A 26434-nucleotide genomic window follows, 5' to 3' on the forward strand; every position below is an offset into this window, starting at 1 on the left:
AATTAGGCTTTCTTGAAACTGTTAATAAGCGCAATGAGGTATCCCAAAGCGATGAAAGCACCCGGAGCCAATACAAATACCAACATTCCATATTCTTCCGGCATGATGGTCAGATCGAAAATCTTACCGGTTCCCAGAAATTCACGGACAGCCCCCAGCAATGTCAGGGCAATGGTGAAACCAAGTCCCATGCCGATACCGTCGAACATAGAAGCAACTGCGTTATTCTTGGCGGCGAATGCTTCGGCACGTCCCAACACAATACAGTTCACTACAATCAACGGGATGAAAAGACCGAGCGTAGCGTACAGTCCCGGCACGTATGCCTGCATCACCATTTGAAGCAAGGTTACGAAAGACGCGATCACCACGATAAACGACGGGATACGCACCATATCCGGAATCAGGTTCTTGATTAAAGAGATCACCACATTCGAGCAGATCAATACGAACATGGTAGCCAGTCCCATACCCATACCATTGATGGCCGACGAAGTCGTACCCAATGTAGGACACATACCAAGCAGGAGTACAAACGTAGGATTCTCTTTGATAATCCCGTTCATCATTACTTTAAAGTTATTCATATCTGTCTCCTTTCTTATTTAGCACTGACCGAATCAGTAAGTTCAACTTTTATCGTAGCTCCTGTAGCAGCGTCTGCACCTGTAGCCTTTTGAGAAGCACCGCTGACACCGTTCACCTCACCACCTTCGGCCTTATAAGCCTGATAAGCAGCATTTACAGCATTCAGAAACGCACGTGAAGTAATGGTAGAAGCTGTAATGGCATCCACCGCTCCCCCATCCTTGCTGACAGTCAACGGAGTTTCACCCGGATTCATCCCCAAAATAGACTTTTTACTCTCTTCGTGAGACACAGCCTGTTCTCCCTTGGCAGGGTCGTATGCTCCGAACCATTTGTCGGCTTTAGAACCCAGTCCCGGAGTTTCCGCGTGAGCGAGTAACGAGTAATTATAGATTTTACCTTCGGCGTTAAAGCCTACCAACACTTTCAGTTCGCCACCAAATCCCATTGATTTAGCTTCGACGGCCGTTCCTACCAATTCTTCGCCGTTCTTAGCCGGATAAACGATAAAGTCAACATTCTTCTTTCCGTCTTTCTCGCTGAAGATCGTATCGCTTTCCGCTACCGGATTATTGGTAAATTCGGGAAGAACCTTTTTCAAAGCCTCGTTCAGTGTCTTCGCATTCGCTTCGGCAATAGGACCTTTTGTCAGTTCATTTACATAAGCCAGCAACGCTACGGAGACAGCAGTCACGCCCGTAAGTACCAGCAACATATTCTTTAAAGATGATTCTAACTTTTTCATTTCTTCTTCGCTACCTCCCCAAAGCGTTTTGGTTTACAATAGGTGTTAATCAGCGGAGTGAACGCATTCATAATCAGGATGGCGAACGACATACCTCGGGATAAGCACCGAACAGACGGATAACAACCGTCAGCAGACCGATACATACACCATAAATCAACATTCCTTTCTTACTCATCGGAGAAGTCACATAGTCGGTTGCCATAAAGACAGCACCCAGCATCAGACCACCGGAGAGCAACTGCAATACCGGAGAAACATATTTTTCCGGATCTGCCAAGTGCATGATACCTGCAAAGATAAACACGGTAGCCAGGATAGACACAGGAATATGCCAAGTGATGATCTTCTTCCAGAGCATATAAACCAGTCCGATCAATAGAGCCAATGCACTCACTTCACCCAAGCATCCGCCATTCTGTCCGATCAGCAAACTCAATGCATCCGGAATCTGGTTTAAAGCATCCATAGCCGCACTTTTATCTGCAGCATGAATCGCTTGTTTCATCAATGCCAGCGGAGTGGCACCGGTGGTAGCATCCGTATAAGCGGTCAACTGTCCGACTACCGGCCAGCTGGTCATCTGCACCGGGAAAGAAAGCAACAGGAACACACGTCCTGCCAGTGCCGGATTGAAAGGATTGCAACCTAATCCGCCGAAAGACATTTTGCCTACACCGATAGCAAACAGTGCACCCAGAATGATAATCCAGATAGGGAGATTAGACGGTAAGTTGAATGCCAGCAACACACCTGTGATGACGGCAGAGCCGTCGCAGATGGTAGTGGTAGGTTTCTTCATTAAATATTTCCCGATCGCCCATTCGAAGAACAAACAAGCTGCAACGGAAGTAGCCGTGACAATCAGGGCACCCAGTCCGAAGAAATAGAGAGACACCAGAAAAGCCGGAATCAGTGCGATCAGCACGCCATACATATTTTTCTGTACGCTGTCTCCGCCATGAACGTGGGGTGATAGTGATACGATTAATTTATTTTCCATATTCGTTATTTTTTAGCTTGACGTGCACGAATCATAGCACCTACTTTACCTTTGCCCAGACGACAGTAGTCGAGCAACGGACGGTTGGCAGGACAAGTGAACTGGCAAGAGCCGCACTCGATACAATCCATGATTCTTTCTTTTTCCATTGTTTCAAAATCTCCGTTTTCGGACAAAGCTCCGAGCAAGTACGGTTCCAGTCCCATCGGACAGGCACTCACGCACTTCGCGCAACGGATACAAGTCTGCGCCTCACCACGTTTGGCTTCCTTCTGATTCATAATCAGGATACCGGAACTGCCCTTCGCAGTAGGAACCTCGATATTTACGAGCGCCTTACCCATCATCGGACCGCCACCGATCACCTTACCCGTATCTTCGGGCAGACCACCGCAAGCGTCAATCAACTGTTTCATCGGTGTACCGATACGAGCCAGGAAGTTGGAAGGTTTCGCAACCGACTTTCCTGTCACGGTAATTACACGTTCGAACAACGGCTTATTTTTCTGTACAGCTTCATAAACGGCAAATGCTGTTCCCACGTTCTGCACGACTGCTCCCGTAGAGATAGGCAATGCACCGCTCGCCACCTGACGTTTGGTAATCGCGTCGATCAGCTGCTTTTCACCTCCTTGCGGATATTTCACCTTCAAGGGCACTACTTCGATACCTGCATAGCTGGAAGCCACTTTGGTCATCAGTTCGATAGCATCCGGCTTATTATTTTCGATTCCGATAAATGCCTTGTTCACTTTCACCGCTTTCATCAGGATAGAAACACCCACCATGATTTCTTCCGCGTGTTCCAGCATCAGCTGATGGTCGGCAGTCAGGTAAGGTTCACACTCTACGGCATTGATAATCACACATTCAGCCTTGAAAGAAGGAGGAGGACAAAGTTTCACCTGCGTAGGGAAACAAGCACCGCCCAGACCTACGATTCCAGCATCGGCAATCTTCTTCACGATCTCTTCTGCGGAAAGTTCACACTCTTTCACCAGTGTGGTGCTACGGTCGATTGTTTCTTCCCATTCGTCGCCTTCCACATCAATGAAGATGGCAGGTTTCGCATAACCGCTGGCATCGACTATGGTATCAATCTTCGCCACTTTACCACTGACCGAAGAGTGAATTGCTGCCGAAACAAAGCCGGCAGGTTCGGCAATCCGTGTGCCTACCTTTACCACATCCCCTTTCGCTACAACCGGTTTTGCAGGCGCACCGATATGCTGCCCCAGCAAAATAACAGCCTTTGCAGGAACTTCCGCTGTGATAATAGGTTGATGTGCCGACAATTTATTTTCGTGTGGATGAACTCCACCAATTGAAAATGTCTTTAACATACAGTTCTGTATTTTTTTCTGTTATTATTCTGTTACTTTCGGAGCTTCTGTAGCCTTTGCAGCAGGAGTTTCCACTTTTGTAGCCGGTTTCGGAGCAGCCGGAGCTTCTTCTTTCGGTTTCCGCGGCGGGAAATTCAACTCGATAATGCTATTCTGCGGACAAACTTCCACACATTTCCGGCAAGATTTACACTTGTTCGGATCGATGTAAGCCAAATTGTTTTCCAGCGTAATAGCCTCGAACGGACAAGTCTTCACACACTTGCCACAGCCGATACAGCTCACTGTACAAGCCTTACGTGCCACAGCTCCCTTGTCTTTATTCACACAAGAGATATACACGCGGCGTGACTTCTTTCCTTGCGGACGGATTTCGATGATCGCTTTCGGGCAAGCCTTCACACAGGCGCCACAAGCGGTACATTTCGCTTCATCCACTTCCGGAAGCCCCGTTTCAGGATTCATGTGGATGGCATCGAACTGACAAGCAGCCACACAGTCGCCACACCCCAGACATCCGTAACTACATCCCGTTTCCCCACCATACAGCGAAGCGGCAATAGCACAACTCTTCGCACCATCATATTGGTTGGTACGCGGACGATTGGCACACGTTCCGTTACATCTTACCACTGCTACCATCGGTTCAGCTTCACCGGCTGCAAGTCCGAGGATATCAGCAATTTGTGCCATGACAGGTTGTCCACCTACGGGGCAGAATTTACCATCCAGCGAACCGGCTTTGACGCAAGCGTCGGCAAATCCGCTACAACCGGGATAGCCACATCCACCACAATTAGCCTGGGGAAGCACTTCTCCCACCTGAGCAATCCGCGGGTCTTCATACACGGCAAATTTCTTGGAAGCCACATAAAGAATAGCGGCCAGCACGAGCGCTATAGCTCCCAATGAAATCACTGCAATCAGAATCAAATTCATAATGTTTTTAGTTATTTATTGGTTTTATAGTAAATGAAAATTGTTGTTTGAGTCGCGTTTTATTGAGCCACAAAACGAAATAATAAGGTATAAGGACAGCCAGAGAAAGAAGTGCTGCATACAACTCATTCTCTATCCACGCCATCAAAAGAAACAATGAAAAAATAAGAAGTACGAAAGGAAGTACGAAAGCCAATACCACTGCCATCATGCCCATCGACGTTTCGCCGACCACCATCACCTTCTCTCCCACCTGATAGGAAGAAGCCGCGGTATCTATAATATCTATGATTTTGTCCTTACTATCCGCCGAGGAACAATGCCCCTTTGCGCTACAAGCCGCGCAAGCCGATGTCTGGACAATCCTCACCGACAGATGAGAACCTTGGATGTTTTCCACAATACCTAGATGCTTTATAGTATTATTCGTCATTTTGCAAACTCCGCATTACAAATCGCGGCAAATTTAATCATTATTTATGAACTACGAAGCATTCCCCCAACTTTTTCTACATAATAAATTGTTATTTTTTGCGTTTTCGTTATCGCACACGGAAAAGATATAGCTACCATTTGATATTTTTCAAGAATGGCAAATAGACATCCTAAACAAAAAATCCCAGCCGTTTTATTTCTTCAGCCGGGATTTTCCATCAATTATTTCACAGATTACTCCACTATCCATTTCTCAATATTACGCATTTTCGCGTTAAAGTTCTATATATTTCAAACTCCGACTCTACCGCATTGGTGTTCGCATAAAAGGGAAGCAAAAATTTAATAAATCCTTCCTCTACTTCGCGATTAGGGAAGCCTAAACTATAAATTCCAAATTCTTCGTCATACCCTTTTATAGTGAGATAACCGCTCTGATAAATGACCGGAATGGGATTGTCCGATGTTGAATCAATACTGTTCAATACAGCGGCACTCGTTTCCTCATGCGCCATACGTTCCAAGTCATAATGATGTTTTTTCAGCAACTCCACTAGATAAGTAGGAGTTCCCGTTTCAAACCAATAACTACCGAACTCTCTATATTTAAAAGTATTAAGCAAGCTGAACGGATTATATATTCCGATAGAATTGTATGTAAAATGATAGCCATCATAGTACTCCCTCAATCTATTGCACAGTTCACCATAAGTCAGCTCCTTTGCATCCGCCAGTTCATGCAGTTCAATTTCCAGATTATCATGCAATTCTTTTTCAGAAACTCCGCAAAGATCCACGTATTGCTTCCGCATTGAGATGTCATCGAGATTATTTAAATCGCTGAACACGCTTACCTTACCAAATTTCGTCACTCCCGTCAAAAATGCAAACTGAATACAACCATCCATGGTCTTCAGCACACTATAAAAAGCTTTCATGGTATTACGGAATTCCTTCTGAAGCTCCTCGTTACCTATTGCTTGTAACATGGGCTTATCATATTCATCTATCAGAATGACCACACGCTGCCCGGTTTGCTCATAAGCCCGTTCAATAAGGCCGCGAAAACGCAATGCAAAAGTTGTTTCCGACGGAGCGGTGCCATATTGCTGTTCCCATTTCTCCAATGTGAAATTCAATATACTATCCAGGCTCTCCCGCGTATCATACTTCTCCGTATTAAGATCGATATGAAAAATGGGATATGTAGTCCAATCCTTTTCCAGCTTTTCCATGGCCAAGCCTCAAAAAGTTCTTTCTTGCCCAAGAAATACGCTTCAAGCGTAGATATCAACAGACTTTTTCCAAAACGACGGGGACGGCTCAAGAAATAATAACTGCCTGTCTTCACCATCTGATAAATCAAAGCAGTCTTATCAATATAGAAATAACCGTCTTTCCGGATTTTTTCAAAGTTCTGTATGCCAATGGGGTATATCTTGCTACTCATACGCTTCTTTTTCTTAAATTATAAAAATTACCAGACAAATCTTCCATATCAATCTTATTTTTCACAAAGCTACAAAAAAAATCCATTCATAAAGACCGCAGGCGGGAAACTTTTTCCCGCCTGCCGCTTTTACCTTATCTGTTTTTTCACCGTTCTCCTCTCTCCTCCTCTTTTCTTCTCCTGTATCGAAAATACATTCTCCTCCATTCATCCCAGATAACCCCGGCTTCCTCTTCATTGAAGGCATCCAGACAGCACTCCACCACTTTTACGTAATCACTCAATGGGCGTTTTGCCCCTTTTTTAAATCATTAAAAGTAGAGTGGCCGATGTGTACGCTCTTGCATATTTCGTCATTTTTCAAATCCGTACGCTTTTGCAACTCTCCTATGTAAACTCCTAAAGCTACATAAAAACCTTTTTCATTTTCCATTCTTTTTTATTGTTAAAATTACACCGTAACGGTTAATTATTTTCACTTTCATCCCAACATGTCGGGACGATGTCTATTTTGCATTTACTAATTTTACGCCGTGTTTTGAAACACACTCATATTTTTTTGCAAAAATAAATATTTTAACTTGAAACAAAAAGAAAAAGATGCCAAACAACTACAGAATGTCCTATTTCATGCCACCTATCGCTCCTATCAAAGACAAACAAGGCCGACTGATGACTCCTCCCACGCTTATCCCCTTCTGCGAAGTCTCCATCGAACAAGTTTTCCAAATGATTACTTGCAACGAGAATCTCAAAGCCCTGACCGAACAAGTACGCAACTCCGAAGATATACGAACCGCCAAAGCGTCATTACTACCGTATGTGACCCCCTGCGGCACATTCACCCGCCGTAGCAGTAAGGATTTCGTCTCCCCGTCTCACCTGGTGATAGTAGATGTGGACGGTCTCCACTCTTATCAGGAAGCAGTGGAAATGCGACGTATGCTCTATGACGATCCTCTCCTACAACCTGTACTCACCTTTGTCAGCCCCAGCGGACTGGGTGTAAAGGCATTTGTTCCCTGCCATTATTCCTCCACGACAAATGACATCCAAAATATCACAGACAACATGAGTTGGGCGATGCGATACGTAGAGACGGCATACAATACGGTAACAGCAGTTTCTTCCGAAACAAAATCCAAAGTAGATTTCTCCGGCAAAGACCTCGTGAGATCCTGTTTCCTTAGTTACGACCCGGAAGCATTGTTCAGAACCACCAACAAATAAATCATAAATCAAAAATCATAAATCCAAATGACCGATATTGAATCTTTACGCCGTCTCACCGAAGCAGTCGAAACGGCAGGAGCGGACATTGCTCCCACTTATCTTGAATACGTACAATTGTCATTCGCCATCGCAACGGATTGCGGCGAAGCAGGACGTGAGTTTTTTCACCGCCTGTGCCGGGTGTCTCCCAAGTATCAGCGCGAACATGCCGAACGGGTATTCTCCAACGCACTCCACACCCAACGTGGAGAAGTGCACCTGGGCACCGCTTTTCACCTTGCCGAAGCGACGGGAGTAAGCATCTGCATAGAAGAAATGCCCAAACATCCCACAGGTACAAAAGGTACAGCAGGTACAGCACGCAAATTTCCCCCACACACGGGCGCGCATAATAAGGTGGGAAATGACAATATCTCCGATGATAGAGAAGGGGAAGAAGAACTATTGCCAGGCAGTGAACCACAACATCAATTGCCCACTTTTCCGGAAAACGACTGGCCGGAATTTTTGCAACGTATCATAAAAGCCGGGAGCAACCCAATACAACACGACATCATGTTATTGGGAGCGCTCACTGCCCTGGGTGCTTGTATGTCGCGCCACGTGCGATGCCTATATGGCGGCAAATACCATCACCCCAGCCTCCAATGTTTCGTAGTGGCTCCTTCGGCTTCCGGCAAAGGTATTCTTTCCTACATCCGCTTACTCGTGGAACCTATCCACGACGAGATCCGCAAAGAAGTGACCATACAGATGAAAGCATACAAAAAAGAGAAAGCCGAGTATGATGCAATGGGAAAAGAACGAACCAAAAAGGAGGCTCCACAAATGCCCCCTAACAGGATGTTCCTCATTTCGGGCAACAACACCGGTACGGGTATCCTACAAAACATCATGGACTCCGACGGAACCGGACTTATCTGCGAAGCGGAAGCGGACACTCTCTCCACCGCCATCGGATCGGACCACGGTCATTGGAGCGACACCCTGCGCAAAGCGTTCGACCACGACCGCTTGTCCTACAACCGCCGCACCGACCAGGAATACCGGGAAGTGAAGAAAAGCTATCTTTCCGTCCTGATTTCGGGTACGCCGTCGCAGGTGCAAACTTTCATTCCGACGGCAGAAGACGGATCATACTCCCGCCAATTATATTATTACATGTGCGGAATCAGTAAATGGATCAGCCAATTTATGGACAACGAGATAGATTGGGAGGAGATATTCACCGCTATGGGACTGGAATGGAAAGAAAAGTTGAGTGTGATAAAATCGCACGGCATTCATACCCTGCAACTCACGGATGAACAAAAAGAAGAAATCGACACCGTCTTTTCCGACTTATTTGAACGCTCCAGTGTAGCTAATGGAAGGGAAATGTATAGTTTTGTGGCACGTCTGGCTGTCAATCTATGCAGAATCATGTCGGAAGTAGCCGTATTGCGTGCTCTCGAAAGCCCGCAGCCCTACGACTTCAAGACCTCTCCCACCTCTCCTTTCACACCGGACAAGGAGATTCCTGCCGACAACCGCAAAGATGACATCATTACCCGTTGGGATGTATTCATTTCACAGGAAGACTTTCATGCTGTGCTTAGCCTTGCGGAGCCTCTCTACTGTCATGCCACGCATATTCTATCGTTCCTCCCCAGTACAGAAGTCAGCCATCGTCCTAATGCCGATCGTGACTATCTTTTCCAGAAACTGGGTGATGAATTTACTCGTACACAGTTACTGGAAGAAGCAGTTGCCATGGGAATTAAGGAAAATACAGCCCTCACTTGGCTGAAACGGCTCACCAAACACGGAAAATTAATCAGTATGGACGGTAAAGGGTTGTATGCGCGTGCGTGTGTGTATGAGTGAACCGGAAAAAGTGTACCTACTGTACCCGTTTTACTTACGGATACGGTAGTCATTTCAATTACCGCATCCGTTTTGACTGATACAATCGTTTTTCCTGCATAAAGCATCGCTTTAGGAGGTGTAAAGCTAAGCTTTAGACATCGTAAAGCGGTGCTTTAGACACCATAAAGCGACGCTTTATTTAAGGCTCTCCTAAAGCATCCACAATGACTCTCACCTCCAATGGTGTGAATGAGCGTCGCTTTGATTCGTAGCCTAAGTCGTACAGGCGTTGCAGAAGTCCGGGACACAAAGAGATCCATTTCTTCATTTTTCGATAGGCAGCAATGTCAGTTAGTTGCGGAGAATAAAGTTGCGCCAGTTCCATGCGCCCGTAAGCACGTATTTTAAATTCGCTCATGATGGATATATTTCTGATTTACTGTTACAAAAATAACAAAAAACGACTATATAGCCAACGTTTTTCCTTTGAATAACCGACTATAATGACAAATAACCGACCGCTACCATACACAACCGTGCACATCTGATTTCCGGGAGATCCGGAGTAGTATTTTTGTATCGTCGAAAGGGAAAAGAATCCCCGGACAATATGTTTAACCCTTTAATTTATTGTTTTATGATTCGTTACAAAATTTATCAGAACCAGCAGAAGAAAGGCTTGAATGCGGGTAAGTGGTTCGCCCGTGCAGTAAGCGACGAGACGTTTGATTTGGCAAAGCTTGCCGAACATATGTCGAAGCACAATTCACCGTATTCCGGTGGTGTCATCAAAGGTGTGCTTTCGGATATGGTAGATTGCATCAAGGAATTGTTGCTAGACGGCAAGTGTGTGAAAATTGATGATCTTGCCATTTTTGGTGTGGGTATTCGCAGTAAGGCAGCCGATACGCTGGAAGAATTCTCGTTGGAGAAGAATATTAGCGGCATGCGTCTGAAAGCTCGTGCCACCGGTAATCTGTCTACCACGAACCTGAAGCTCAACAGCCAGTTGAAGCAGCAGACGGAGTATCAGAAACCGACAACTGCCGGCGGAGGTTCTGATTCAGGTGACACCCCTGATCCGAAACCGGACGGAGGCGGTGAAGCGCCTGATCCGGCTGCTTAAAAGGTTCACCACGGAGGACACGGATTTCCACAGATTATATTGAATTGGTAGTTGCTAAAGTAGTCGATTATTTATCTGTGTGAGTCTGTGTAGATCTGTGGTAAAAGAAAACTATTATCAATTTATTTAAAACCTGTTATTATGAGTAAATCATCATCTCCCCGCTCTGTATGGAGCTTAGTTCTCAAAATCGTTATCACTGTAGCCACCGCCATCGGAGGTGTGTTCGGAATACAAAGTTGCATGTAACTCCATGCGGACTATTACATTAATTATCATTCATTGCAGTGCCACGCCGGAAGGAAAGTCCCTTTCGGCGGAGGCTTGCCGACAGGATCATATCTTGCACCGTGGTTTTCGTGATATTGGCTATCATTTTTACATTACTCGTGATGGGGAGATCCACCGGGGACGTGCGTTAGAAAAGGTCGGGGCACACTGCCGTAATCATAATGCCCATTCGGTTGGTGTTTGTTATGAGGGAGGACTGGATGCGAACGGGAAGCCGAAAGATACGCGTACACTGGAGCAAAAAGGAGCTTTGCTCGCTTTGTTGAGGGAGTTGAAAAGACAGTTTCCGAAAGCGTTGATTGTGGGACACCGGGACTTGAATCCAATGAAAGGATGTCCGTGCTTTGATGCGGTGAAAGAGTATTCTCAAGTAATTTCTTGTCAAAAGTAGCTTCTTATAGATTTCCACCACAGCCTTATTGTATAAAAAATACCAACGATCTTCACAGACAGTTGGTATTTTTTGGAAATGCAGGGATTCATGTTTGTCACATGAATCTAGGGACCTACATTTTTCCATCTCATTGTAAATGTTCAATTATAACATAGCGTATTAAAAAGCACTTTCAGTACTTCTTATTCATTGTTTTTCATCGTTCAACGAGTATAAGCTCCATCTTTAGCCTCAAAGATGACAGATGGTTCAATCACTTCCACAGTATGCCATGCACCCTTAGGTATCTGACAGCCATACTTGGCTTCTGTAGGATTGAGATGGATACGCTGTACTTCTCGATACTCAACCTTACGAGCTACATCTTGTACACTCATCCCCTTCTGAAAATCATCCGTATCCTTCTCATACGAAACGACTTCCTCATAAATTACTTCGTCCAACTTACCACACAGGCAGATTACTGTTTCGGCAGTATCTTCATGCCGATGAATGGGCACAACTGTACCCGGAAGTAACGCGTTAAGCATTCGCTGGCTGGTATCAGCAGGTGAGGTACGCAAATCGAAGTTCTGACGCAAACGTGGATTCTCTTTAGCTTGCTCAAATAACTTATCTAAAAATTCTTTATCAAATTCCATAATCGTTATTGTTTCAATGATATGAGATATTCTTCATGTAAACGATAGTATTTTTTCATGAACAATATGTAAGCAATAGCCAATACAACTGATACACCCACCAGATATAACCAATGAGCAAACACCGTATCGGGACAAAGATAGACAAATCCTAGAGAAATCACTAACTGCATAACCGTATACAGTAATGAAACTTTTACATGCCCCACTTTCAACTCATTAGCCATAATCTGATAAGCATGCTTACGATGTGCCTCGCCCAAGTTCTCGTGCAACATAATACGATGTACAATAGTCAGACAACCATCCACACCATATACTAACAAGAATATCAGCCAAGTAATATCCGTTGTCTTGATCATCACATTACCTAACAGAAACAGTATAATAAAAGCAATACCGATAGAGCCGACATCCCCTGCGAAGCATTTCGCTTTACCCTTCGGACGGAAATTAAAAATACAAAACACCAATGAAGCAAGAATCGTTGATATGATCAAACTCTGTTCTACAAAAACACCATTTATATTCACCAGTGCCAACGGTATCAATACAGCCAAAGAGTAGCCTGCTGTGATACCATTGATTCCATCCATGAAGTTTATCACATTCGTGGCACCGACATAGACTATTAGTGCCAGTAATATTATCCACCACATTGACCAATGCAATATGCCGAGCTGATAGAATGCCATTGTGGCAGCTGCAAACTGAGCGACCAATCTTACAGAGTCCGGTAATGAATGGATGTCATCTACAAAGCTAATGCCTGCTACTAATGTCAAGCCGACTAGAAACCAAGGATATTGAAATCCGAAGAAGGCACTCCAAATCCATATACCAATCAAGAAGATTATTCCGCCACCACGTAATACTATCGTAGAGTGTGATGAACGTTCGTTGGGTTTGTCGATGATGTTACATTTATCCGCAATACGGAAATAGAGGAGTTCTGCTATGAGAAGCAGAATAAAAATAATAATGTATGTTATCATATGAATCAGTTTTGTCTGAATATATCCGGAATGATCTTATCCTTATTTATAACTCATGTGCATATTAAAAAATTATAGCTTTCAAAAATCTCTATATAGCACACTGTAAATAAACCCCAATAATTCGTTTCTTCTTCCGCTTCAAATTTTATAATTCGTTAGTACATCCAACGGTTCCCAACCAAGTTCTTTACGTGCTTTCTCATTACTAAAAGTGAGGTTCTTGGTCATCTTTTCTAATTTATAGCTATTGATAGGAGCTATTGTCCCTAAAAGATCACCGGCTAAAGCCATACACTTAGCCATCCACATTGGAATACAGATAGGTCTACTTTTGCCTAGTTGCTCTGCTATCGACTTGCTAATCTGACCAAAAGTCGGTTGGAATGTATCACACACATTATAAACTCCTCCTTTCTCAACCAAAGCAGGCATGATACGAGCAATATCTTCTGCCATCAAAATACTCTTCACAACCTTGCCTCCGGCGATATTCATATAAAAACCTTTCTTCACACCATTTACCATAGTACCAAGATTACCCGGAGCATCTTTACCAGCAAGAAGTGAAGGACGAAGAATTCCGAGAACCACATTATGCATCCCACACCATTTAGTCAGATACTCCTCAGCTAAAATCTTACTTTTAGCATATGGAGTTTCCCCTTCCAGCGGATGTTCTTCGGTAATCAATTCACCAGACTCACAACCATATACAGCCACAGTACTGATAAAAACCAGAGCCTTAGGGGGACCTACTTTCTCTAGCGCATCACACAAATGAACCGTACCGGTATAGTTCACATCAAAAAATGCCTGTTTTTCAGCTTCAGTCTTAGGTACAACATGAGCCTTACCACAAGCATGCAATACCACATCATAATGTTGCTCCAGACGAGGAACCTCCTTTGCCAAATTCGTTTTAACCATATCTTCAGAAGTGATACCACAAGTAGTCACTTCATACATTTTGTCCAATATCGGACGGATATTCTTGCCAAGAAAACCCGTACCACCGGTAAACAGTAATTTATCCATTATATAGCTTTCAAGAATTTATCCAGAATTACACTTTCAGAATACATACTCTCAGCCAGAACTCTTGCCTTTCGGCCCATTTCAATCAAAGTCGTTCTGTCCCATTTTTCAGGCCATCCACAATAGCCAATACCTTCCTCACGAATCAATAAATCTATCTCACTACCTTTAGGTCCAAAGAACAAAACAGGACGACCTGATGCTAGAATGTTGTAAGTCTTACTTGGAACACCCAGGCCGTACATACCCTCCTGAAGAGTTACGAGAGCAATATCACAAGCAGCCAATACCTCATTCTGCTGAGAACGGAAATAAGGACCATGAAAAAAAACATTTTTCCGCTTTCTCTCCTCGAGTTTTTTCTCCATCGCTCCCGTACCATAAAAATGCAGCTCCACATCCTCTGGTAACATATCCATCACCTTGTCCAATCCTTGCACACGCCCAATATTACCAGCATATTCAAGAATTATCTTACCCTCCGGAAACGGCTGTGGCTTGATATTACCGATATCCGCCCAATTTTCTATAATAGTGATCTTAGGATTTTCCCCTTTACCAACCTTCTGCTCTAGCACATTTGCCATATCACGCCCAAGAACAATCAGCTGATCGGCTTTCGTATAAGCCTTATCAAAGATATGTTTGAACAAACTGTACATGGGTAGTTTCAAGCCAGCGGGACGGGTATTCTCAGGAAATACATCATGTACAAGGATGTTCAGTTCAAATCCTATTTTTTTCTTTAGTCTCGCCATTAATGGAATCATAGGAGCCGGATTCGTCACCATCAGCACCTTATCCCCGGCACATACATGCTTACGTACCAGGGCTATCATTCTTCGACTCATTAGGATGAAAGAAAGAGCCTTACCCTTTGTGGTATTCTTATCCAAATCAGCACCTAACGCACGATGTATCTCAATGCTCTCGTGAAGTCTAAACTTATTGTTTACGTCAAGTTTCTTTCGCTTGTCATATATCTCAGGACCACAAATTACTCCCACGTTGTATTTCTGTACCATCGCATTGGCAATCTCGCCAAGGATATAGCTCGTGGAAGTTTCATCTGGTGGGAAAAGTTCGGTTACTATCCAAAGTCGTTGAGTTATGTTATTCATTATTTATATCCCCCACACCTTCAGTAATTAGAAATTGGATAATTTGACTTTAACCATAGATTATCTTCTTAAACAATTCATTATAAACTCTGTAATAGAATGATTTCTCAAATTCCCTACGACATTCTGTTGAAAAACTTTCTTGATCCTCGTATATCTTCTGTATTGCAGCAGCTATCTGCTCTTTATCAGAATTATCCTCAATAGCCACCACATTTACCCCGTCATGCGTAAACTCATTGAGATTCGCCCTCATCACTACAGCAGGTGTAGCAAACATGAAACTTTTAGCTAATACACCACTTTGAGTAGTACGAGCGTATGCATTCCATACTGCTATAGAGCTACTATAATAAGTATTTATCTCCTCATCGGTCATAGGAATACCCTTATGGATGGAGACTCTATTTGAGTTCTTTATTATCTCTGGAATCTCAAACTCACTTTTAGTACTAATCATAAACCTGATGCCCTCAAGCTTATTATTGGTTACCGCCCATTCTACGAACTCCAAATATTCCTGAAATGAATGATCTGCCGCCACTGTACCAATGTAACTGAAATACATTCGAGGTATAAATGTATGGCGCTCCTCACGCTCATCGCTATACATTAAAGGCAGATAATGATAGTTCTTATTCGTATAAAGACTATTCTCCTCATAATACTTCATAGCTTTCTCCGATGGGATAAGCACATAATCGCTCCACTTGACGGTAAGCGCACTGATATGATCAATCACCCAAAGTTTAGCAAGATACTTCTTAGAGAAGCCGGCTTCGCGATACACCTTCATCGGAGCCAGAGGCTCGTGGAAGATATACACCACCTTCGCCCCCTGTCGTTTCAGTTTCCAGATAAGTGTAGATTCTTTTGACTTGGGAAGAGGAAGATGGCCAGATCTGTTTTTAGCCTTTTCCCATCGGTGGCAGACACAGCCCTACTATCCTTCGGCAAAAATGGTATAAAGGCAGGATTGACATAATATACAGATTCGTAACCCAACTCTTCGCATTGCTTGTAGCTTGCGACCATGTGACTCACGTGTCCGGGGTTAAAATTTAAAGAAATAATTAACGCTCTCATTGATATGTATCCAAAATCTGTTTATACAGGTCTATGTATTCGTTATACTTCTTTTCCTTATCAAAATGTTCTATTGCATATTTTCGACAAATCAGACTTCTCCTATTACGTTCTTCACAACTTAGTTCACTATCATAAAGAATAAATTTTAATACCTGCATCTCATCTTTAGCTTCTGCTACATAGCCAGTTTCTTTGGTTACAATTTCCGCACACGCAGTGGCATTATAAACTATAGCAGGTGTACCACAAGACAATGCCTCTGCAGTAACAAGACCAAATGTCTCTTGATAAGAACCATTAAATAGGATATCGGCTGCAGAATAGATGCTTGCCAGTTCATCTACATTATTAGTACGAGCAATGCCAATTATCCCATTAGGCAACTGTTTTATTATGTCTGACGTACATCCAACCATAACAATAGCAAAATCGGAAGAAAGTTTGTTACGCAATCTAAAAAAAGTAGAAAGCCCCACCTCTTCACTCCAACCTGTAGCTACACCAAGTATAACATATTTATTATCTAATCCATACTGTGCCCTAATCCGACGAACTGCTTCGGTACGAGGACGAAAAGTATGTACATCTATACCATTTTGAATAACACAAATTGGATATGTTCCTAACATTGATTGCCGAGTAACATCCCCCAACCAGAACGATACTGGCACTATCGTCATATTAGGTATATCTGCATAAGTCTTTTTCTTCATAGCATAATTCTGTCTAGAGCGATCAAATACAAAAGAATTTGGATAAGAATTCTTTCGTGGACAAGCATAGCAACCTGTCTTCCATCTATTACACTTCACACAGGTGTAATGTACACAATGTCCCGTGAATGCCCAACAATCATGCAACGTCCATACCACTGGTATCCCAGATTGCTTAAGATAGTCAAATAAAATTGGTATATTCAGATAATACCCATGAAGATTATGCAGTTGGATTACATTAGGGTTAATATTTTTAATCTTTTGAATGAGTCGTTTTGTCGCATGTTTGGAAAGAAAGCCGCAACAATCAAAAACACGTGTCATTAATGCATGAAAATACTGGTCCGCTTTTGAACCTATTTTAATTAACATAGATTTGCTGGCAACTATCGGTACACGTGCTGGAAAGGCGATATAACTCTCCCAACCTTCACTCATTGCCTTCTCACCTATCTGTTGTACGATTCTCCCTGTCGATTGAGTTATGCAGGTATTTATTTGTAAAAGCTTTGGCATACAAATCTAAATTTAAAATCTCTGTCGTTCCCAGTTTACACCCTCTTTTATCACTTTGGCAGGATTTCCTCCAACAATACAGTTTGATGGAAACACCTTGCCCCCCACCACGGATCCTCCAGCCACAATTGAGTTATCACCTACTATGGCGTTCTTAAATATCAATACAGTATTACCTATCCAAACATGATTACCTATTTTTATAGACTTGCTTGGATTAATACGATTACCTTGCAGGTCTGTAATGCTATGGCTATCTCCTGTTCGTAATGTTATATTTGCTGAAAGTTGACAATCGTAACCAAATTCTATTGTCGTTCCTTCTATAGCTGCCAGCTCCGTATTGCTACCTACAGTAAATCTATCACCCAAAATAATGTGATTATTATCATCTTCAATACTGATTCTAAGGCCATTTCCAGAACTATGTGAACCTATAGTAATGGTATTGTCGTTGCCCCAAATAGATACATTCAATTTTTCAAAATGTGTAACTTCTCCGACCTTATTGGATGAAAACAAAAGTAAATTTCTATTACCTCGAATAAATATTTTTGCATGAGAAAGATAAAGACCCGAAACATTACAATTAATCTTATTATCTTGTCCTTTTATATCAAACTTGTTTCGCCCAAACAATCGATACACTTTTGCTAACATATAGTTAGCAAAAAAATGTTTTTTTATAAATGTTTTTGGATTCATGAAAAATTATGCCTTACTACAAGGGCCTTGTAATATAATTGAAAAATCTTGATAATTAATCTGGTTTATAAGACATATCAAATTTTTAGCCGCATTTTTTGGAGACCATATACTTCTCATCGTTGCTATACCATTTCGAGAAAGTCGATGGAGCTCTTTAGGATTGTCTAAAATATATTTAGCCTTTTCACAGAGAGAATCCAAATTGCAAGATTCAAAAATCAACCCATTAACTCCATCAACCAAAAGATAAGGAACAGCACCTGTAGCATCTGAGCCAATAAGAACACATCCATTACTCATGCTTTCATTAGCTACAGCTCCCCAACCTTCATTTTGATCAGAGGTAAATAGAAATACTTTATGTTCGCGCATCGCCTGGAGAATCTGTTCATTCGGCAAGTTCCCTTTGAAAATTACAACATCTTCAACATTGAGTTGCTTCGCTAAGCGCTTCGTTATATCAAAAACAACTCCATGACCATACATATCCAATATAAACTTATACCCTTCGGCCTTTAGTCTAGCAGCCATCCTTACTGGTAGTTCAGGATGTTTCCACCTCAGATATCTGCTACACCACATAAATGATATAACTTCAGAGGTAGAAACATCCCCCATAGAAATTTCAGTATCAAAGCTTTCATCAACATGAGTAAAATATCCCCACTTGTAGCACCTATTCTCATAAGTATGCAATTTTTGCATATCTATTGATGCGAAAGCAGAACAACAAAGTTGATAAAAATTTGCTTTCCTAAAATAGCGGATATAGTTTAGCCACCATTTCAAAAAATTGGGAGAAATAACATTAACCCAACCTCTCTTAAGCCAACGCTCTCCCATCTCGAAGCTAAGTCCCATTGGATTCTGTTTCGCTCTTGCAATAGCAAACTCGTAGGAATCTGCCCCAAAAATACATGTTTCTGATTCTATGGCAAGACGCAGAGCTTCTGTAAATGTGGACTTATCTCTTGCTGCACATAAACAATATGAACGATTACTATAATCATCACCACCTTTCATGTATTCTTGGTCAGACAGAAGTGTTGTAACAAAACGAAAATCATTTCCCAATAGATTATATAACTGATCCATAACCTGTACCTGGTGATGATTCAAAAAATTTGTGAATACTGTTAATTTCATTTTGTATTCAATTGCATATATTCAACAATGCTCTTTGTCCTTATACTCCATGTACGATTCTCTAGCATAAAAGCTCGGGCTTTCTGACCAAATTCAAACAAATCGTGTTTAGAAGTTTCTGTTATCTCATACATCAGATTAGCAAGTCCTTCGCTAGAAACATCATGCAATATTTTCATGTATTGTCCATAATCTCGTTCTGCATGAGCAATAGGAGTAGAAATAACCAATTTACCCATTGAAAGGCATTCTAACAGTTTTCCAGGGAAATGGAAATCTTCTTCTTCTTCTATACGAAGATTAAGAAGAACATCAGCATCTTCATATACTTTGAACAACTGATCCTGATTTAGCATACCAAGATATTCTATACGAGAATCTAATTTGGCAGATTCTTCTATCAGCTGAACGTCAATACCTTTACCACATATCCTTACCTTTACGTTCAATTTTGGACGAGATTTAAGGGCATTAAGAACTAATCTGGTTCCATTCTGATCCCATAACATACCAGCAAGTACAAAAGTATACACTGAGGATTTAGATTCTTTAAGAGAGAATAACTTTGAAACAAGCTGATCGGTAATTCCTCCATCAATGAGAAGATAATCTTTTCCAGGGGCATAATGATCAATTATACGTTCATTAATTACAATACGACCATCCAAAAGTGGAATGTATTTTTCTGCAGCTCTTTCTGCCCATTTATATCCATACATTGATAATTTAGTCAATCCAAGCCGTTTAGGTGGAATTCCTAAATCATAAAGCATACAATAAATCTTGACACCAGCCTTTTTACACGCCTTATAAATATAATCTATTGATGGATGATAGGTATTATAAATGAATACTTTACAATCTTCTCCCTGATGTCGTTTTGCCCATTGTTTTATAATCTTTGCATATTGCAAACTCCAATGAATAGTTTTGATAATTTTAAAATTTAGAGTAGGAAGAATAGTAACAGTTGCACCATTCTCCAATGTATCTGTTTTACCATTCAGCCACATAGGACCATTTGGGAACGACTGATATGATGGCATCGAAAAAAACTCTATATTCTCGTTCCCGATTATATTTGTCATAGAAAGACCAACTCCTTGTATAGCATTAAATCCAGAACGTGCAAACCCATTCGTCCAATATTCCTGCCTATCCGGAGTTAAACTTGATATAAATAGTACTGCCATATTTAATTTATCTGTTTCTTTAGTTTACTCTTGACACAGATGATTACCCATAGGCAAACCAAAAGTATCATATATTTAATCATCGAATTACCAATCAACAAATATTATACAATATAATTACCATCTATTAAAAAGCAACAATAACAAATGTTTCTCTAGCTATACACTGAAATAATGAACTTACAAAAAGATAATGCAAATATCATAGGGGTTCTGTTATAGCTCCAATAGCCAATGTAATAACAGGTATTATATTGTTTCAAGCCATATCCTGTTTCCAAAAGTATGAGACAATGAGAGTTATCCAAAATCCCAATATCAGAACACTGCTTTTAAAAATACCAATATACATCTGAAATCTCTTGACCACCAATATCATAAGACAAGCATAAGGAACAACACTTATTAATCATAGAAGTGATTGTTATAGAATAAAATAAATAATTTTGCCTGCATATACTTACTTATAAAGTTTTATTTCATGCTTTTCTATTTGTTCTTGGGTAAAACGCATTTTCAAGATTCTTGCAGGCGCTCCTCCTACTATACTATATGGTAACGTACTCTTTGTCACGACTGCTCCTGCTGCAACAATACATCCTCTCCCTATGGTCACACCTTTAAGTATAGTAGAATTCATACCAATCCAATTATCACCTTCAAATATAACATCCGCATCATTTTCTGGAAGCTTGTCACAATCTTTAATTTCATCAATAAAACGCCCTACAATATCTGTACGATGATCTCCACCACGTATACTGACATTAGGTCCAAATATTACATGGTCATTGATTATTATTTTCCTCCTTGTTGAAATGAAATCAGCGTGATAACCAATACAAACATTATTACCCACATATAGATTTTCATAAGAAAAGACACTATCAAATGGTGAAAAATAAACATTATCCCCACAACTGCCCATACGTTTCTTATACCAAGGAACGTATATCTTATTATATATCCTCGTAAAAAGCTCTTTAATATCTATCATCTTAGAAAAATTTATTTAGCCAACAAGTCATCATAAATATTTTTCATCATTTTATAATACTTAAAATTTGGCTTGACTTTCTTTTTAGGACAATTAATGTTTACCGCTATCTTTTGCAATAAATCTTCTTCATCGCCAAATCTATATGTAATCACCCCCTCTGGTCTTTTGCAAACATCACTTGCAATAACAATTGTTCCTTCGTCCAATGCCTCCCTTATAGCAACACTATCCCCATCAGTAGAAGTAGGCCTAACATATATACTAACATTTTTCCATAATGTCCTAATATTATCTATAGCTCCAGTCTGCCAATATATGAAATCATTTACTCCACGAAATTTTGCGTATTTATGCATTTCTTCAATCCTTTTAACATCGTGATTATCCGAAATACAAAGCACAAGACCTATTTGATTACTCAGACTATTGACTATATCAGCATATACATCTATAATACTTTTAAATCCATATACATCTATTCCATTATTCTGCATAAAGCTATGACCATAGAAAGCAATACAATTCTTATGACTATCAATATATTTTTGTAAATCTGCAGGAAGAGGAGTATAATATATGTCAACTATTGGCACATAAGCCGGTATAACATGCACAGGAGAAATTGGCTGTACAGGCAAAGACATTAGTTGCTCTTTCCCTTGTTCACTTACCGTAATCCAGCAAACCCCCTTAGAACGTAACATTTTATTTAAGAAGAAACGATTTACAACATTTGTTTGGGCATAAGAATTTAATACCATAGAATTATGTACTGTTATTACTATCTTCTTTTTTGCCCAATTTTTTATTACCCAAAAATATGGCATTCCTTCCAAACTAAAATGTGAATGTACAATCTTATATGGTCTTACTATCTTTAAATATTCCCATATTTTAATAGGAAATAAGTACGTTTGCATCCATTTCCAAGAATCATATAAAGGAGATATTTTCAAAGAATGATCATTAGTTTTTAGGTAAAAACCTCCTACTTTATAATTGTCTGCATTCAATTTATTAATAAGCCTTTTCACATATACACTGACCCCTCCATAAGGAGGAGGCACAAAACAAAATTCCTTAACATCATATTTGTTTTTCATACCTCACCTGACTTAATATTAATATATATAAATAAAAATATAAACACCCCCATTGCCCTCCAGTAAAAGGTTCTATAGAAAACATACATAAAGCAATGTATACAAGCCCTGAGAACACAATTCCTTTGTTTTTTCGACAAGATATAAAAGGATTCAACAACAAGCCGATCAAGCAAAAAAAACCAATAAATCCGTATTTAACCAGTATAGACAAATAATCATTATGAAATCCTATAAATTGGTTAGTTCCCAACTTCATCGCTTCATCCGTTCCTAATCCAAAAATCCATTGTAAAGGAGTACAGTCATTAAAAAAAGCATTTATTCTTGGTATCCATATTTCTGTACGTCCACCCGCATCCCCCGCATCACTTTGGAATCTAAGAATTAGAAGATCAAGCATATGAAGTTCATACATCAAAAACAATACTATAAGGCATATAAAAATTATTCCCAAACGATATGTTTTTTTTATAGGAGCAACCCACAACAATATTAGAGAAGAACAACCCAAGGCAACCACAGCACCACGAGAGGCTGTTGTAAACAATGTAAATAAAGACAATATAATAGTAGAACAATACAGAAGCCGTAATTTCCTTGATAATTTTTCATTTGTTATCAACTCAATCAAAGAGGTTAGAATTCCCATACCGATAATTGAACCGAAATAGTTAGGATCAGTCCATCCTTTACGCGCTAAATCTCCGTCCAAGGTATTTACACTTGTAATAAAATTACCCCCTACAAATATAAACTCCAAAGAAAGCACTAAAGATATTATCGCAAATGAAAAAGCCATAAATTGGACCCGTTTATAATCTTGACAATCAAAAAGTGACTCACCTACGACTATAATAGACAACCAACTAAAAGTTACTACCAAGCTACTTGAAAAGAATAAGTCAATGAATAAAGATAGTAAACACAACATTTTAAAACTTAATGGAACTTTAAGTTTCTCAACTTTTGATTTTCCTAAAACTACCACACTCACTAACATTGTAATAAAAACATACAGACCATCAACAGGCATATAGGATACGGCAAAACTAGATGCAGATATTACAACAAAAGTGAAAAAAACTTCAGGCAACAAATGACTTTTATTGATCCACAACGGCATTAATACTGCCACCATAAAAATTAAACGAAGTGATATTGGAGGAAGATTTTCCGTATCAGTCCATGTCGTCAAAACGATCAACAATAATAAATAGTAAAATACTCCGACCTTCTTTGTATTAATATTTTTCATCCTTAGCTTTTAAATATACGAGTTATTCTAAGTAAGAAAAACATTTTATCCTTTAAGCTCAAAGGCATAAATACAACCTTTCTATTAATGCCCTTAAAACATGTCTTCCATAATTTGAAATACTCCTTCTGAGAAATCACAGGAAGCAGTAAATCTCGTTGTTTATGTTTAAAACAATCCAACGAAAGTTCCATATTTTTTCCCATAACAAAATTCTGTCTAAAGAATCTTTCTAAAATCAAAACATTATCATAAGCCTGCTCAAATCTTGAAACCACACTTTCTACAGAATTGTGTTTACTTATAGAATTTTGATTACTGAAATAATAATAAAATGGTTTCGGAATAAAACAGATCTTCTTACAAAAATAAATCAACTGTAAACATAAAGCTATATCCTCCCCCATTCCATATATTGGATAAACAATTTCATTTTGAAACAATTCTCTTTTAAAAAGTTTAGAACACAAAGAAGCCGACTCTTTCTGAAAAAGACAATTTTGAATAAAAAGTTCCTTTTCTATGGATTGGCAATTAACATAAGGAGTAAAATGCTCACCATCTGTAACTTGATAACCACATACAACAACATCAGCCTTATTCTTTATCGCCTCATTATACATAGTTTCATACATTTTCTTATCTACCCAATCATCAGAATCACATTGTATTATAAAATCACCTGTTGTATTACTAATACCACTTTTACGAGCCATAGGAAGCCCCTTATTCTCAGTATGCTGAACAATCTTTATTTGATTTTCACGATTAGGATATTGAGCTATGACCGATTTCAAAATATTTATGGAATTATCAGGAGTACAATCATCCACAAAAACAAACTCCATATCATTCAAACTCTGCTCAAATAAACTTCGTGCACATCGAGCTATATATTTTTCTACTTTATAAATTGGAACAACTACAGAAACTTTTGGCATATGTATAATTATTATTTCCTAAAAAACATTTCTTTTACGTATTGAACTGTTTTCAATCTTTCTTTTCCCGATAATACTACAAAATACATTAATATTATACCGCCTATCACATCCGTTACAAGAACAAGTAGAAACCTAAGAATAGAAAAACTCATTACATTATGTACAAAAAAAGGAATTATCGGCAAAACAACCGTCATAACACAACATGGAACTATTACTGTTTTTAAATAGTCTCTAAGTTTATATGGAAATATATATTTAAGCTGAATAAGACAAACCAATTGATTCACTACAGAAAAAATAATAGTAATAACAAAAACACTTACAGCATCATAGCCTAAATATAGAAAAAGCCATGAAACTGGTATTAATCCAAGATTCACTAGTGAAGTTGCTATTTGATACTTATTTATACGTCCCACTGCAAATGCAACTTGGGAACAAGGAGTATTTAAAGTGCAAACTAAAGAATCAATCAACACTAAAATAGCAAATATTTTAGTGTTAGCGGGTATAGCATCTCCTAACCACAAAGGTAGTAGCACGTCAAGTTCCAACATTATTGGTATAGTCAACAAACACATTAAAGCGTAGCACACTCGCGATTCCATGAACATCAAATACTTGGTCTTATCATTGTCACCTTGCGCATAGGTATTTACAATTTGAGGGCGAAACGCGGTTGCAATATTTGTAGAAAAGCCATTAATTGCACCATTCACTTGATAAGCCACTCCCCTTGCAGCATTTATAATCGGACCAAAATAAACATTTAATACCATATTCAACCCTTGACCTTTAAGTAAAAATGCAAATGTTCCAATCAAGTTCCAGCCTGAAAAAGAAAGCATTGAATTAAAGAGTTGTTTGTCAATATTCCAACCATTTTTTTTAATTAGAATTTTTCGCTTTGCATATATATAGTAGCATACGAAATCAAAAATAGAAATTATCAAAGTTATTAAAGAATATATTATAAGTTTATCAAACGGCAAATATGGAAGTATTATTACTGCTATTAACTTCATTATAACATCCAACATACTCACAACTGCATAATAGTCCATTCGCTCTTTAGCCATTATTGCTCCCATGTAAGGAATCTGCAATATAATAAAAAACATAGATACAACAGTCGATTGATAAACTATATTTGCAGCAAATAACCTATCATCAGGAACGACCATTACAGAATTTACATACCATAGTCCAAACGTCTCAAGTAGAATAAAAATTATTACATATAAAGCCAAATGTATTATTAATCCTGTAGAATAAACTCTATAATAACCATTAACTTGATCATTAATACCTTCATAATTGTAAAATCGCTGCATACTTGAAGACAGTGTTGCATTAAAAAATCCAAACAAAGTAACAAAACCAGCAACAACATTATATACTCCAAAATCTTCTACACCAAGTGTATTTAATACTACACGTGATGTATATAGAGCAACAAAAAGAACAAACAGCATTCGTATATATAAGAATGCTGTATTTTTTGCTATTCGTTTATTATTATCTGACATTTAACGCTATATAAAGTCCTATTATTAGTTCACTGATCT

27 protein-coding genes and 2 pseudogenes are annotated in these 26434 nt (G+C 39.7%); 5 read left to right on the top strand and 24 right to left on the bottom strand.

Annotated elements, in window-relative coordinates; genetic code table 11:
- Positions 1 to 2: 2 nt before the first annotated feature.
- The 9 genes and pseudogenes from DXA05_RS07365 to DXA05_RS26435 form a co-directional block, all read right to left on the bottom strand.
- Complete coding sequence (locus DXA05_RS07365; RefSeq protein WP_004295586.1) at positions 3 to 587, bottom strand: electron transport complex subunit E; 585 nt, start codon at positions 585 to 587, stop codon at positions 3 to 5.
- Between the two features lie 14 nt (positions 588 to 601).
- Positions 602 to 1333: an RnfABCDGE type electron transport complex subunit G gene (locus DXA05_RS07370; protein ID WP_044133520.1), complete on the bottom strand. Its 732-nt coding sequence runs from the start codon at positions 1331 to 1333 to the stop codon at positions 602 to 604.
- Positions 1330 to 2336: pseudogene (locus tag DXA05_RS07375) on the bottom strand (RnfABCDGE type electron transport complex subunit D). Before DXA05_RS07375 ends, DXA05_RS07370 begins: the two are co-directional and overlap by 4 nt.
- 5 nt (positions 2337 to 2341) lie before the next feature.
- Positions 2342 to 3679 carry an electron transport complex subunit RsxC gene (rsxC, locus tag DXA05_RS07380; RefSeq protein ID WP_004309220.1) on the bottom strand — a complete coding sequence of 446 codons (1338 nt, stop codon included), beginning with the start codon at positions 3677 to 3679 and terminating at the stop codon, positions 2342 to 2344.
- 24 nt (positions 3680 to 3703) lie between these two features.
- Entirely contained in the window at positions 3704 to 4618 is a 915-nt protein-coding gene (locus tag DXA05_RS07385) for a Fe-S cluster domain-containing protein (protein WP_008022714.1), read from the bottom strand.
- Positions 4619 to 4625: 7 nt separating this feature from the next.
- On the bottom strand, positions 4626 to 5051 hold the full coding sequence (locus DXA05_RS07390) for a SoxR reducing system RseC family protein (protein ID WP_004317952.1): 426 nt from the start codon (positions 5049 to 5051) through the stop codon (positions 4626 to 4628).
- Between the two features lie 289 nt (positions 5052 to 5340).
- Positions 5341 to 6503: pseudogene (locus DXA05_RS07395) on the bottom strand (AAA family ATPase); the annotation flags it as partial.
- Positions 6504 to 6564: 61 nt separating this feature from the next.
- Positions 6565 to 6750: a hypothetical protein gene (locus DXA05_RS07400; RefSeq protein ID WP_128858982.1), complete on the bottom strand. Its 186-nt coding sequence runs from the start codon at positions 6748 to 6750 to the stop codon at positions 6565 to 6567.
- A gap of 33 nt (positions 6751 to 6783) precedes the next feature.
- The gene (locus DXA05_RS26435; protein WP_165861483.1) at positions 6784 to 6936 is read right to left on the bottom strand and encodes a hypothetical protein; all 153 of its coding nucleotides are present in this window, start codon (positions 6934 to 6936) and stop codon (positions 6784 to 6786) included.
- A 167-nt stretch (positions 6937 to 7103) separates the two neighbouring features.
- Between DXA05_RS26435 and DXA05_RS07405 the strand changes: the two genes are divergently transcribed.
- Positions 7104 to 7733, top strand: a complete 630-nt coding sequence (locus DXA05_RS07405; RefSeq protein WP_118408530.1) for a BT4734/BF3469 family protein — start codon at positions 7104 to 7106, stop codon at positions 7731 to 7733.
- Positions 7734 to 7760: 27 nt separating this feature from the next.
- Positions 7761 to 9602, top strand: coding sequence for a DUF3987 domain-containing protein (locus DXA05_RS07410; RefSeq protein ID WP_044132911.1), 1842 nt, complete (start codon positions 7761 to 7763; stop codon positions 9600 to 9602).
- A 181-nt stretch (positions 9603 to 9783) separates the two neighbouring features.
- On the opposite strand, the gene DXA05_RS07415 is transcribed toward DXA05_RS07410, so the two are convergent.
- On the bottom strand, positions 9784 to 10002 hold the full coding sequence (locus tag DXA05_RS07415; RefSeq protein ID WP_004295574.1) for a DUF4248 domain-containing protein: 219 nt from the start codon (positions 10000 to 10002) through the stop codon (positions 9784 to 9786).
- A 219-nt stretch (positions 10003 to 10221) separates the two neighbouring features.
- Between DXA05_RS07415 and DXA05_RS07420 the strand changes: the two genes are divergently transcribed.
- The 3 genes from DXA05_RS07420 (at position 10222) to DXA05_RS07425 (ending at position 11392) form a co-directional block, all read left to right on the top strand.
- Positions 10222 to 10710: a DNA-binding protein gene (locus DXA05_RS07420; RefSeq protein ID WP_128858983.1), complete on the top strand. Its 489-nt coding sequence runs from the start codon at positions 10222 to 10224 to the stop codon at positions 10708 to 10710.
- A gap of 141 nt (positions 10711 to 10851) precedes the next feature.
- A complete protein-coding gene (locus DXA05_RS26440; RefSeq protein WP_004303578.1) occupies positions 10852 to 10959 on the top strand; it encodes a smalltalk protein in 108 nt (35 codons plus the stop codon).
- Positions 10960 to 10963: 4 nt separating this feature from the next.
- Entirely contained in the window at positions 10964 to 11392 is a 429-nt protein-coding gene (locus DXA05_RS07425) for an N-acetylmuramoyl-L-alanine amidase (RefSeq protein ID WP_128858984.1), read from the top strand.
- Between the two features lie 206 nt (positions 11393 to 11598).
- Here DXA05_RS07425 and DXA05_RS07430 read toward each other — a convergent pair whose 3' ends face one another.
- The 14 genes from DXA05_RS07430 to DXA05_RS07495 all read right to left on the bottom strand — a co-directional run bounded on the left by DXA05_RS07430 (position 11599) and on the right by DXA05_RS07495 (position 26395).
- Positions 11599 to 12036, bottom strand: a complete 438-nt coding sequence (locus tag DXA05_RS07430; RefSeq protein WP_128858985.1) for a WbuC family cupin fold metalloprotein — start codon at positions 12034 to 12036, stop codon at positions 11599 to 11601.
- 5 nt (positions 12037 to 12041) lie between these two features.
- Positions 12042 to 13031, bottom strand: coding sequence for a glycosyltransferase family 4 protein (locus tag DXA05_RS07435; protein WP_128858986.1), 990 nt, complete (start codon positions 13029 to 13031; stop codon positions 12042 to 12044).
- 141 nt (positions 13032 to 13172) lie between these two features.
- The gene (locus DXA05_RS07440; RefSeq protein WP_087317708.1) at positions 13173 to 14069 is read right to left on the bottom strand and encodes an NAD(P)-dependent oxidoreductase; all 897 of its coding nucleotides are present in this window, start codon (positions 14067 to 14069) and stop codon (positions 13173 to 13175) included.
- The gene (locus tag DXA05_RS07445; RefSeq protein ID WP_128858987.1) at positions 14069 to 15190 is read right to left on the bottom strand and encodes a glycosyltransferase family 4 protein; all 1122 of its coding nucleotides are present in this window, start codon (positions 15188 to 15190) and stop codon (positions 14069 to 14071) included. Before DXA05_RS07445 ends, DXA05_RS07440 begins: the two co-directional genes overlap by 1 nt.
- Before the next feature lie 49 nt (positions 15191 to 15239).
- On the bottom strand, positions 15240 to 16019 hold the full coding sequence (locus DXA05_RS07450) for a glycosyltransferase (RefSeq protein ID WP_128858988.1): 780 nt from the start codon (positions 16017 to 16019) through the stop codon (positions 15240 to 15242).
- A gap of 253 nt (positions 16020 to 16272) precedes the next feature.
- On the bottom strand, positions 16273 to 17433 hold the full coding sequence (locus tag DXA05_RS07455) for a glycosyltransferase (protein ID WP_284515462.1): 1161 nt from the start codon (positions 17431 to 17433) through the stop codon (positions 16273 to 16275).
- Between the two features lie 90 nt (positions 17434 to 17523).
- Positions 17524 to 18216: an acyltransferase gene (locus tag DXA05_RS07460; protein WP_128858990.1), complete on the bottom strand. Its 693-nt coding sequence runs from the start codon at positions 18214 to 18216 to the stop codon at positions 17524 to 17526.
- 6 nt (positions 18217 to 18222) lie between these two features.
- Positions 18223 to 19365: a glycosyltransferase gene (locus tag DXA05_RS07465; protein ID WP_128858991.1), complete on the bottom strand. Its 1143-nt coding sequence runs from the start codon at positions 19363 to 19365 to the stop codon at positions 18223 to 18225.
- The gene (locus DXA05_RS07470; RefSeq protein ID WP_128858992.1) at positions 19362 to 20558 is read right to left on the bottom strand and encodes a glycosyltransferase; all 1197 of its coding nucleotides are present in this window, start codon (positions 20556 to 20558) and stop codon (positions 19362 to 19364) included. Before DXA05_RS07470 ends, DXA05_RS07465 begins: the two co-directional genes overlap by 4 nt.
- A gap of 460 nt (positions 20559 to 21018) precedes the next feature.
- The gene (locus tag DXA05_RS07475; protein WP_128858993.1) at positions 21019 to 21555 is read right to left on the bottom strand and encodes an acyltransferase; all 537 of its coding nucleotides are present in this window, start codon (positions 21553 to 21555) and stop codon (positions 21019 to 21021) included.
- A gap of 11 nt (positions 21556 to 21566) precedes the next feature.
- The gene (locus DXA05_RS07480; protein ID WP_128858994.1) at positions 21567 to 22661 is read right to left on the bottom strand and encodes a glycosyltransferase family 4 protein; all 1095 of its coding nucleotides are present in this window, start codon (positions 22659 to 22661) and stop codon (positions 21567 to 21569) included.
- Entirely contained in the window at positions 22645 to 23919 is a 1275-nt protein-coding gene (locus DXA05_RS07485) for an O-antigen ligase family protein (RefSeq protein WP_128858995.1), read from the bottom strand. Before DXA05_RS07485 ends, DXA05_RS07480 begins: the two co-directional genes overlap by 17 nt.
- A 2-nt stretch (positions 23920 to 23921) precedes the next feature.
- Positions 23922 to 24860 carry a glycosyltransferase family 2 protein gene (locus DXA05_RS07490; protein ID WP_128858996.1) on the bottom strand — a complete coding sequence of 313 codons (939 nt, stop codon included), beginning with the start codon at positions 24858 to 24860 and terminating at the stop codon, positions 23922 to 23924.
- Between the two features lie 11 nt (positions 24861 to 24871).
- Positions 24872 to 26395 carry a hypothetical protein gene (locus tag DXA05_RS07495; protein WP_128858997.1) on the bottom strand — a complete coding sequence of 508 codons (1524 nt, stop codon included), beginning with the start codon at positions 26393 to 26395 and terminating at the stop codon, positions 24872 to 24874.
- Positions 26396 to 26434 lie beyond the last annotated feature (39 nt).

This window comes from Bacteroides sp. AM54-2NS, assembly GCF_003602935.1.
GTDB classification, from domain to species: Bacteria; Bacteroidota; Bacteroidia; order Bacteroidales; family Bacteroidaceae; genus Bacteroides; species Bacteroides xylanisolvens.

Excerpts from the sequence above, each read along its gene's own strand:
- DXA05_RS07485 (WP_128858995.1), bottom strand. The coding sequence starts at position 23,919 with ATGAAAAATATTAATACAAAGAAGGTCGGAGTATTTTACTATTTATTA.
- DXA05_RS07465 (WP_128858991.1), bottom strand. The coding sequence starts at position 19,365 with ATGAAATTAACAGTATTCACAAATTTTTTGAATCATCACCAGGTACAG.
- DXA05_RS07455 (WP_284515462.1), bottom strand. The coding sequence starts at position 17,433 with ATGAGTGAAGGTTGGGAGAGTTATATCGCCTTTCCAGCACGTGTACCG.
- DXA05_RS07385 (WP_008022714.1), bottom strand. The coding sequence starts at position 4,618 with ATGAATTTGATTCTGATTGCAGTGATTTCATTGGGAGCTATAGCGCTC.
- DXA05_RS07365 (WP_004295586.1), bottom strand. The coding sequence starts at position 587 with ATGAATAACTTTAAAGTAATGATGAACGGGATTATCAAAGAGAATCCT.
- DXA05_RS07475 (WP_128858993.1), bottom strand. The coding sequence starts at position 21,555 with ATGATAGATATTAAAGAGCTTTTTACGAGGATATATAATAAGATATAC.
- DXA05_RS07480 (WP_128858994.1), bottom strand. The coding sequence starts at position 22,661 with ATGAAAAACAAATATGATGTTAAGGAATTTTGTTTTGTGCCTCCTCCT.
- DXA05_RS07415 (WP_004295574.1), bottom strand. The coding sequence starts at position 10,002 with ATGAGCGAATTTAAAATACGTGCTTACGGGCGCATGGAACTGGCGCAA.
- DXA05_RS07495 (WP_128858997.1), bottom strand. The coding sequence starts at position 26,395 with ATGTCAGATAATAATAAACGAATAGCAAAAAATACAGCATTCTTATAT.
- DXA05_RS07470 (WP_128858992.1), bottom strand. The coding sequence starts at position 20,558 with ATGGCAGTACTATTTATATCAAGTTTAACTCCGGATAGGCAGGAATAT.
- DXA05_RS07490 (WP_128858996.1), bottom strand. The coding sequence starts at position 24,860 with ATGCCAAAAGTTTCTGTAGTTGTTCCAATTTATAAAGTAGAAAAATAT.
- DXA05_RS07445 (WP_128858987.1), bottom strand. The coding sequence starts at position 15,190 with ATGAATAACATAACTCAACGACTTTGGATAGTAACCGAACTTTTCCCA.
- DXA05_RS26435 (WP_165861483.1), bottom strand. The coding sequence starts at position 6,936 with ATGGAAAATGAAAAAGGTTTTTATGTAGCTTTAGGAGTTTACATAGGA.
- DXA05_RS07405 (WP_118408530.1), top strand. The coding sequence starts at position 7,104 with ATGCCAAACAACTACAGAATGTCCTATTTCATGCCACCTATCGCTCCT.
- DXA05_RS07430 (WP_128858985.1), bottom strand. The coding sequence starts at position 12,036 with ATGGAATTTGATAAAGAATTTTTAGATAAGTTATTTGAGCAAGCTAAA.
- DXA05_RS07435 (WP_128858986.1), bottom strand. The coding sequence starts at position 13,031 with ATGATAACATACATTATTATTTTTATTCTGCTTCTCATAGCAGAACTC.
- DXA05_RS07460 (WP_128858990.1), bottom strand. The coding sequence starts at position 18,216 with ATGAATCCAAAAACATTTATAAAAAAACATTTTTTTGCTAACTATATG.
- DXA05_RS07390 (WP_004317952.1), bottom strand. The coding sequence starts at position 5,051 with ATGACGAATAATACTATAAAGCATCTAGGTATTGTGGAAAACATCCAA.
- DXA05_RS07400 (WP_128858982.1), bottom strand. The coding sequence starts at position 6,750 with ATGCCTTCAATGAAGAGGAAGCCGGGGTTATCTGGGATGAATGGAGGA.
- DXA05_RS26440 (WP_004303578.1), top strand. The coding sequence starts at position 10,852 with ATGAGTAAATCATCATCTCCCCGCTCTGTATGGAGCTTAGTTCTCAAA.
- DXA05_RS07370 (WP_044133520.1), bottom strand. The coding sequence starts at position 1,333 with ATGAAAAAGTTAGAATCATCTTTAAAGAATATGTTGCTGGTACTTACG.
- DXA05_RS07410 (WP_044132911.1), top strand. The coding sequence starts at position 7,761 with ATGACCGATATTGAATCTTTACGCCGTCTCACCGAAGCAGTCGAAACG.
- rsxC (WP_004309220.1), bottom strand. The coding sequence starts at position 3,679 with ATGTTAAAGACATTTTCAATTGGTGGAGTTCATCCACACGAAAATAAA.
- DXA05_RS07440 (WP_087317708.1), bottom strand. The coding sequence starts at position 14,069 with ATGGATAAATTACTGTTTACCGGTGGTACGGGTTTTCTTGGCAAGAAT.
- DXA05_RS07425 (WP_128858984.1), top strand. The coding sequence starts at position 10,964 with ATGCGGACTATTACATTAATTATCATTCATTGCAGTGCCACGCCGGAA.
- DXA05_RS07420 (WP_128858983.1), top strand. The coding sequence starts at position 10,222 with ATGATTCGTTACAAAATTTATCAGAACCAGCAGAAGAAAGGCTTGAAT.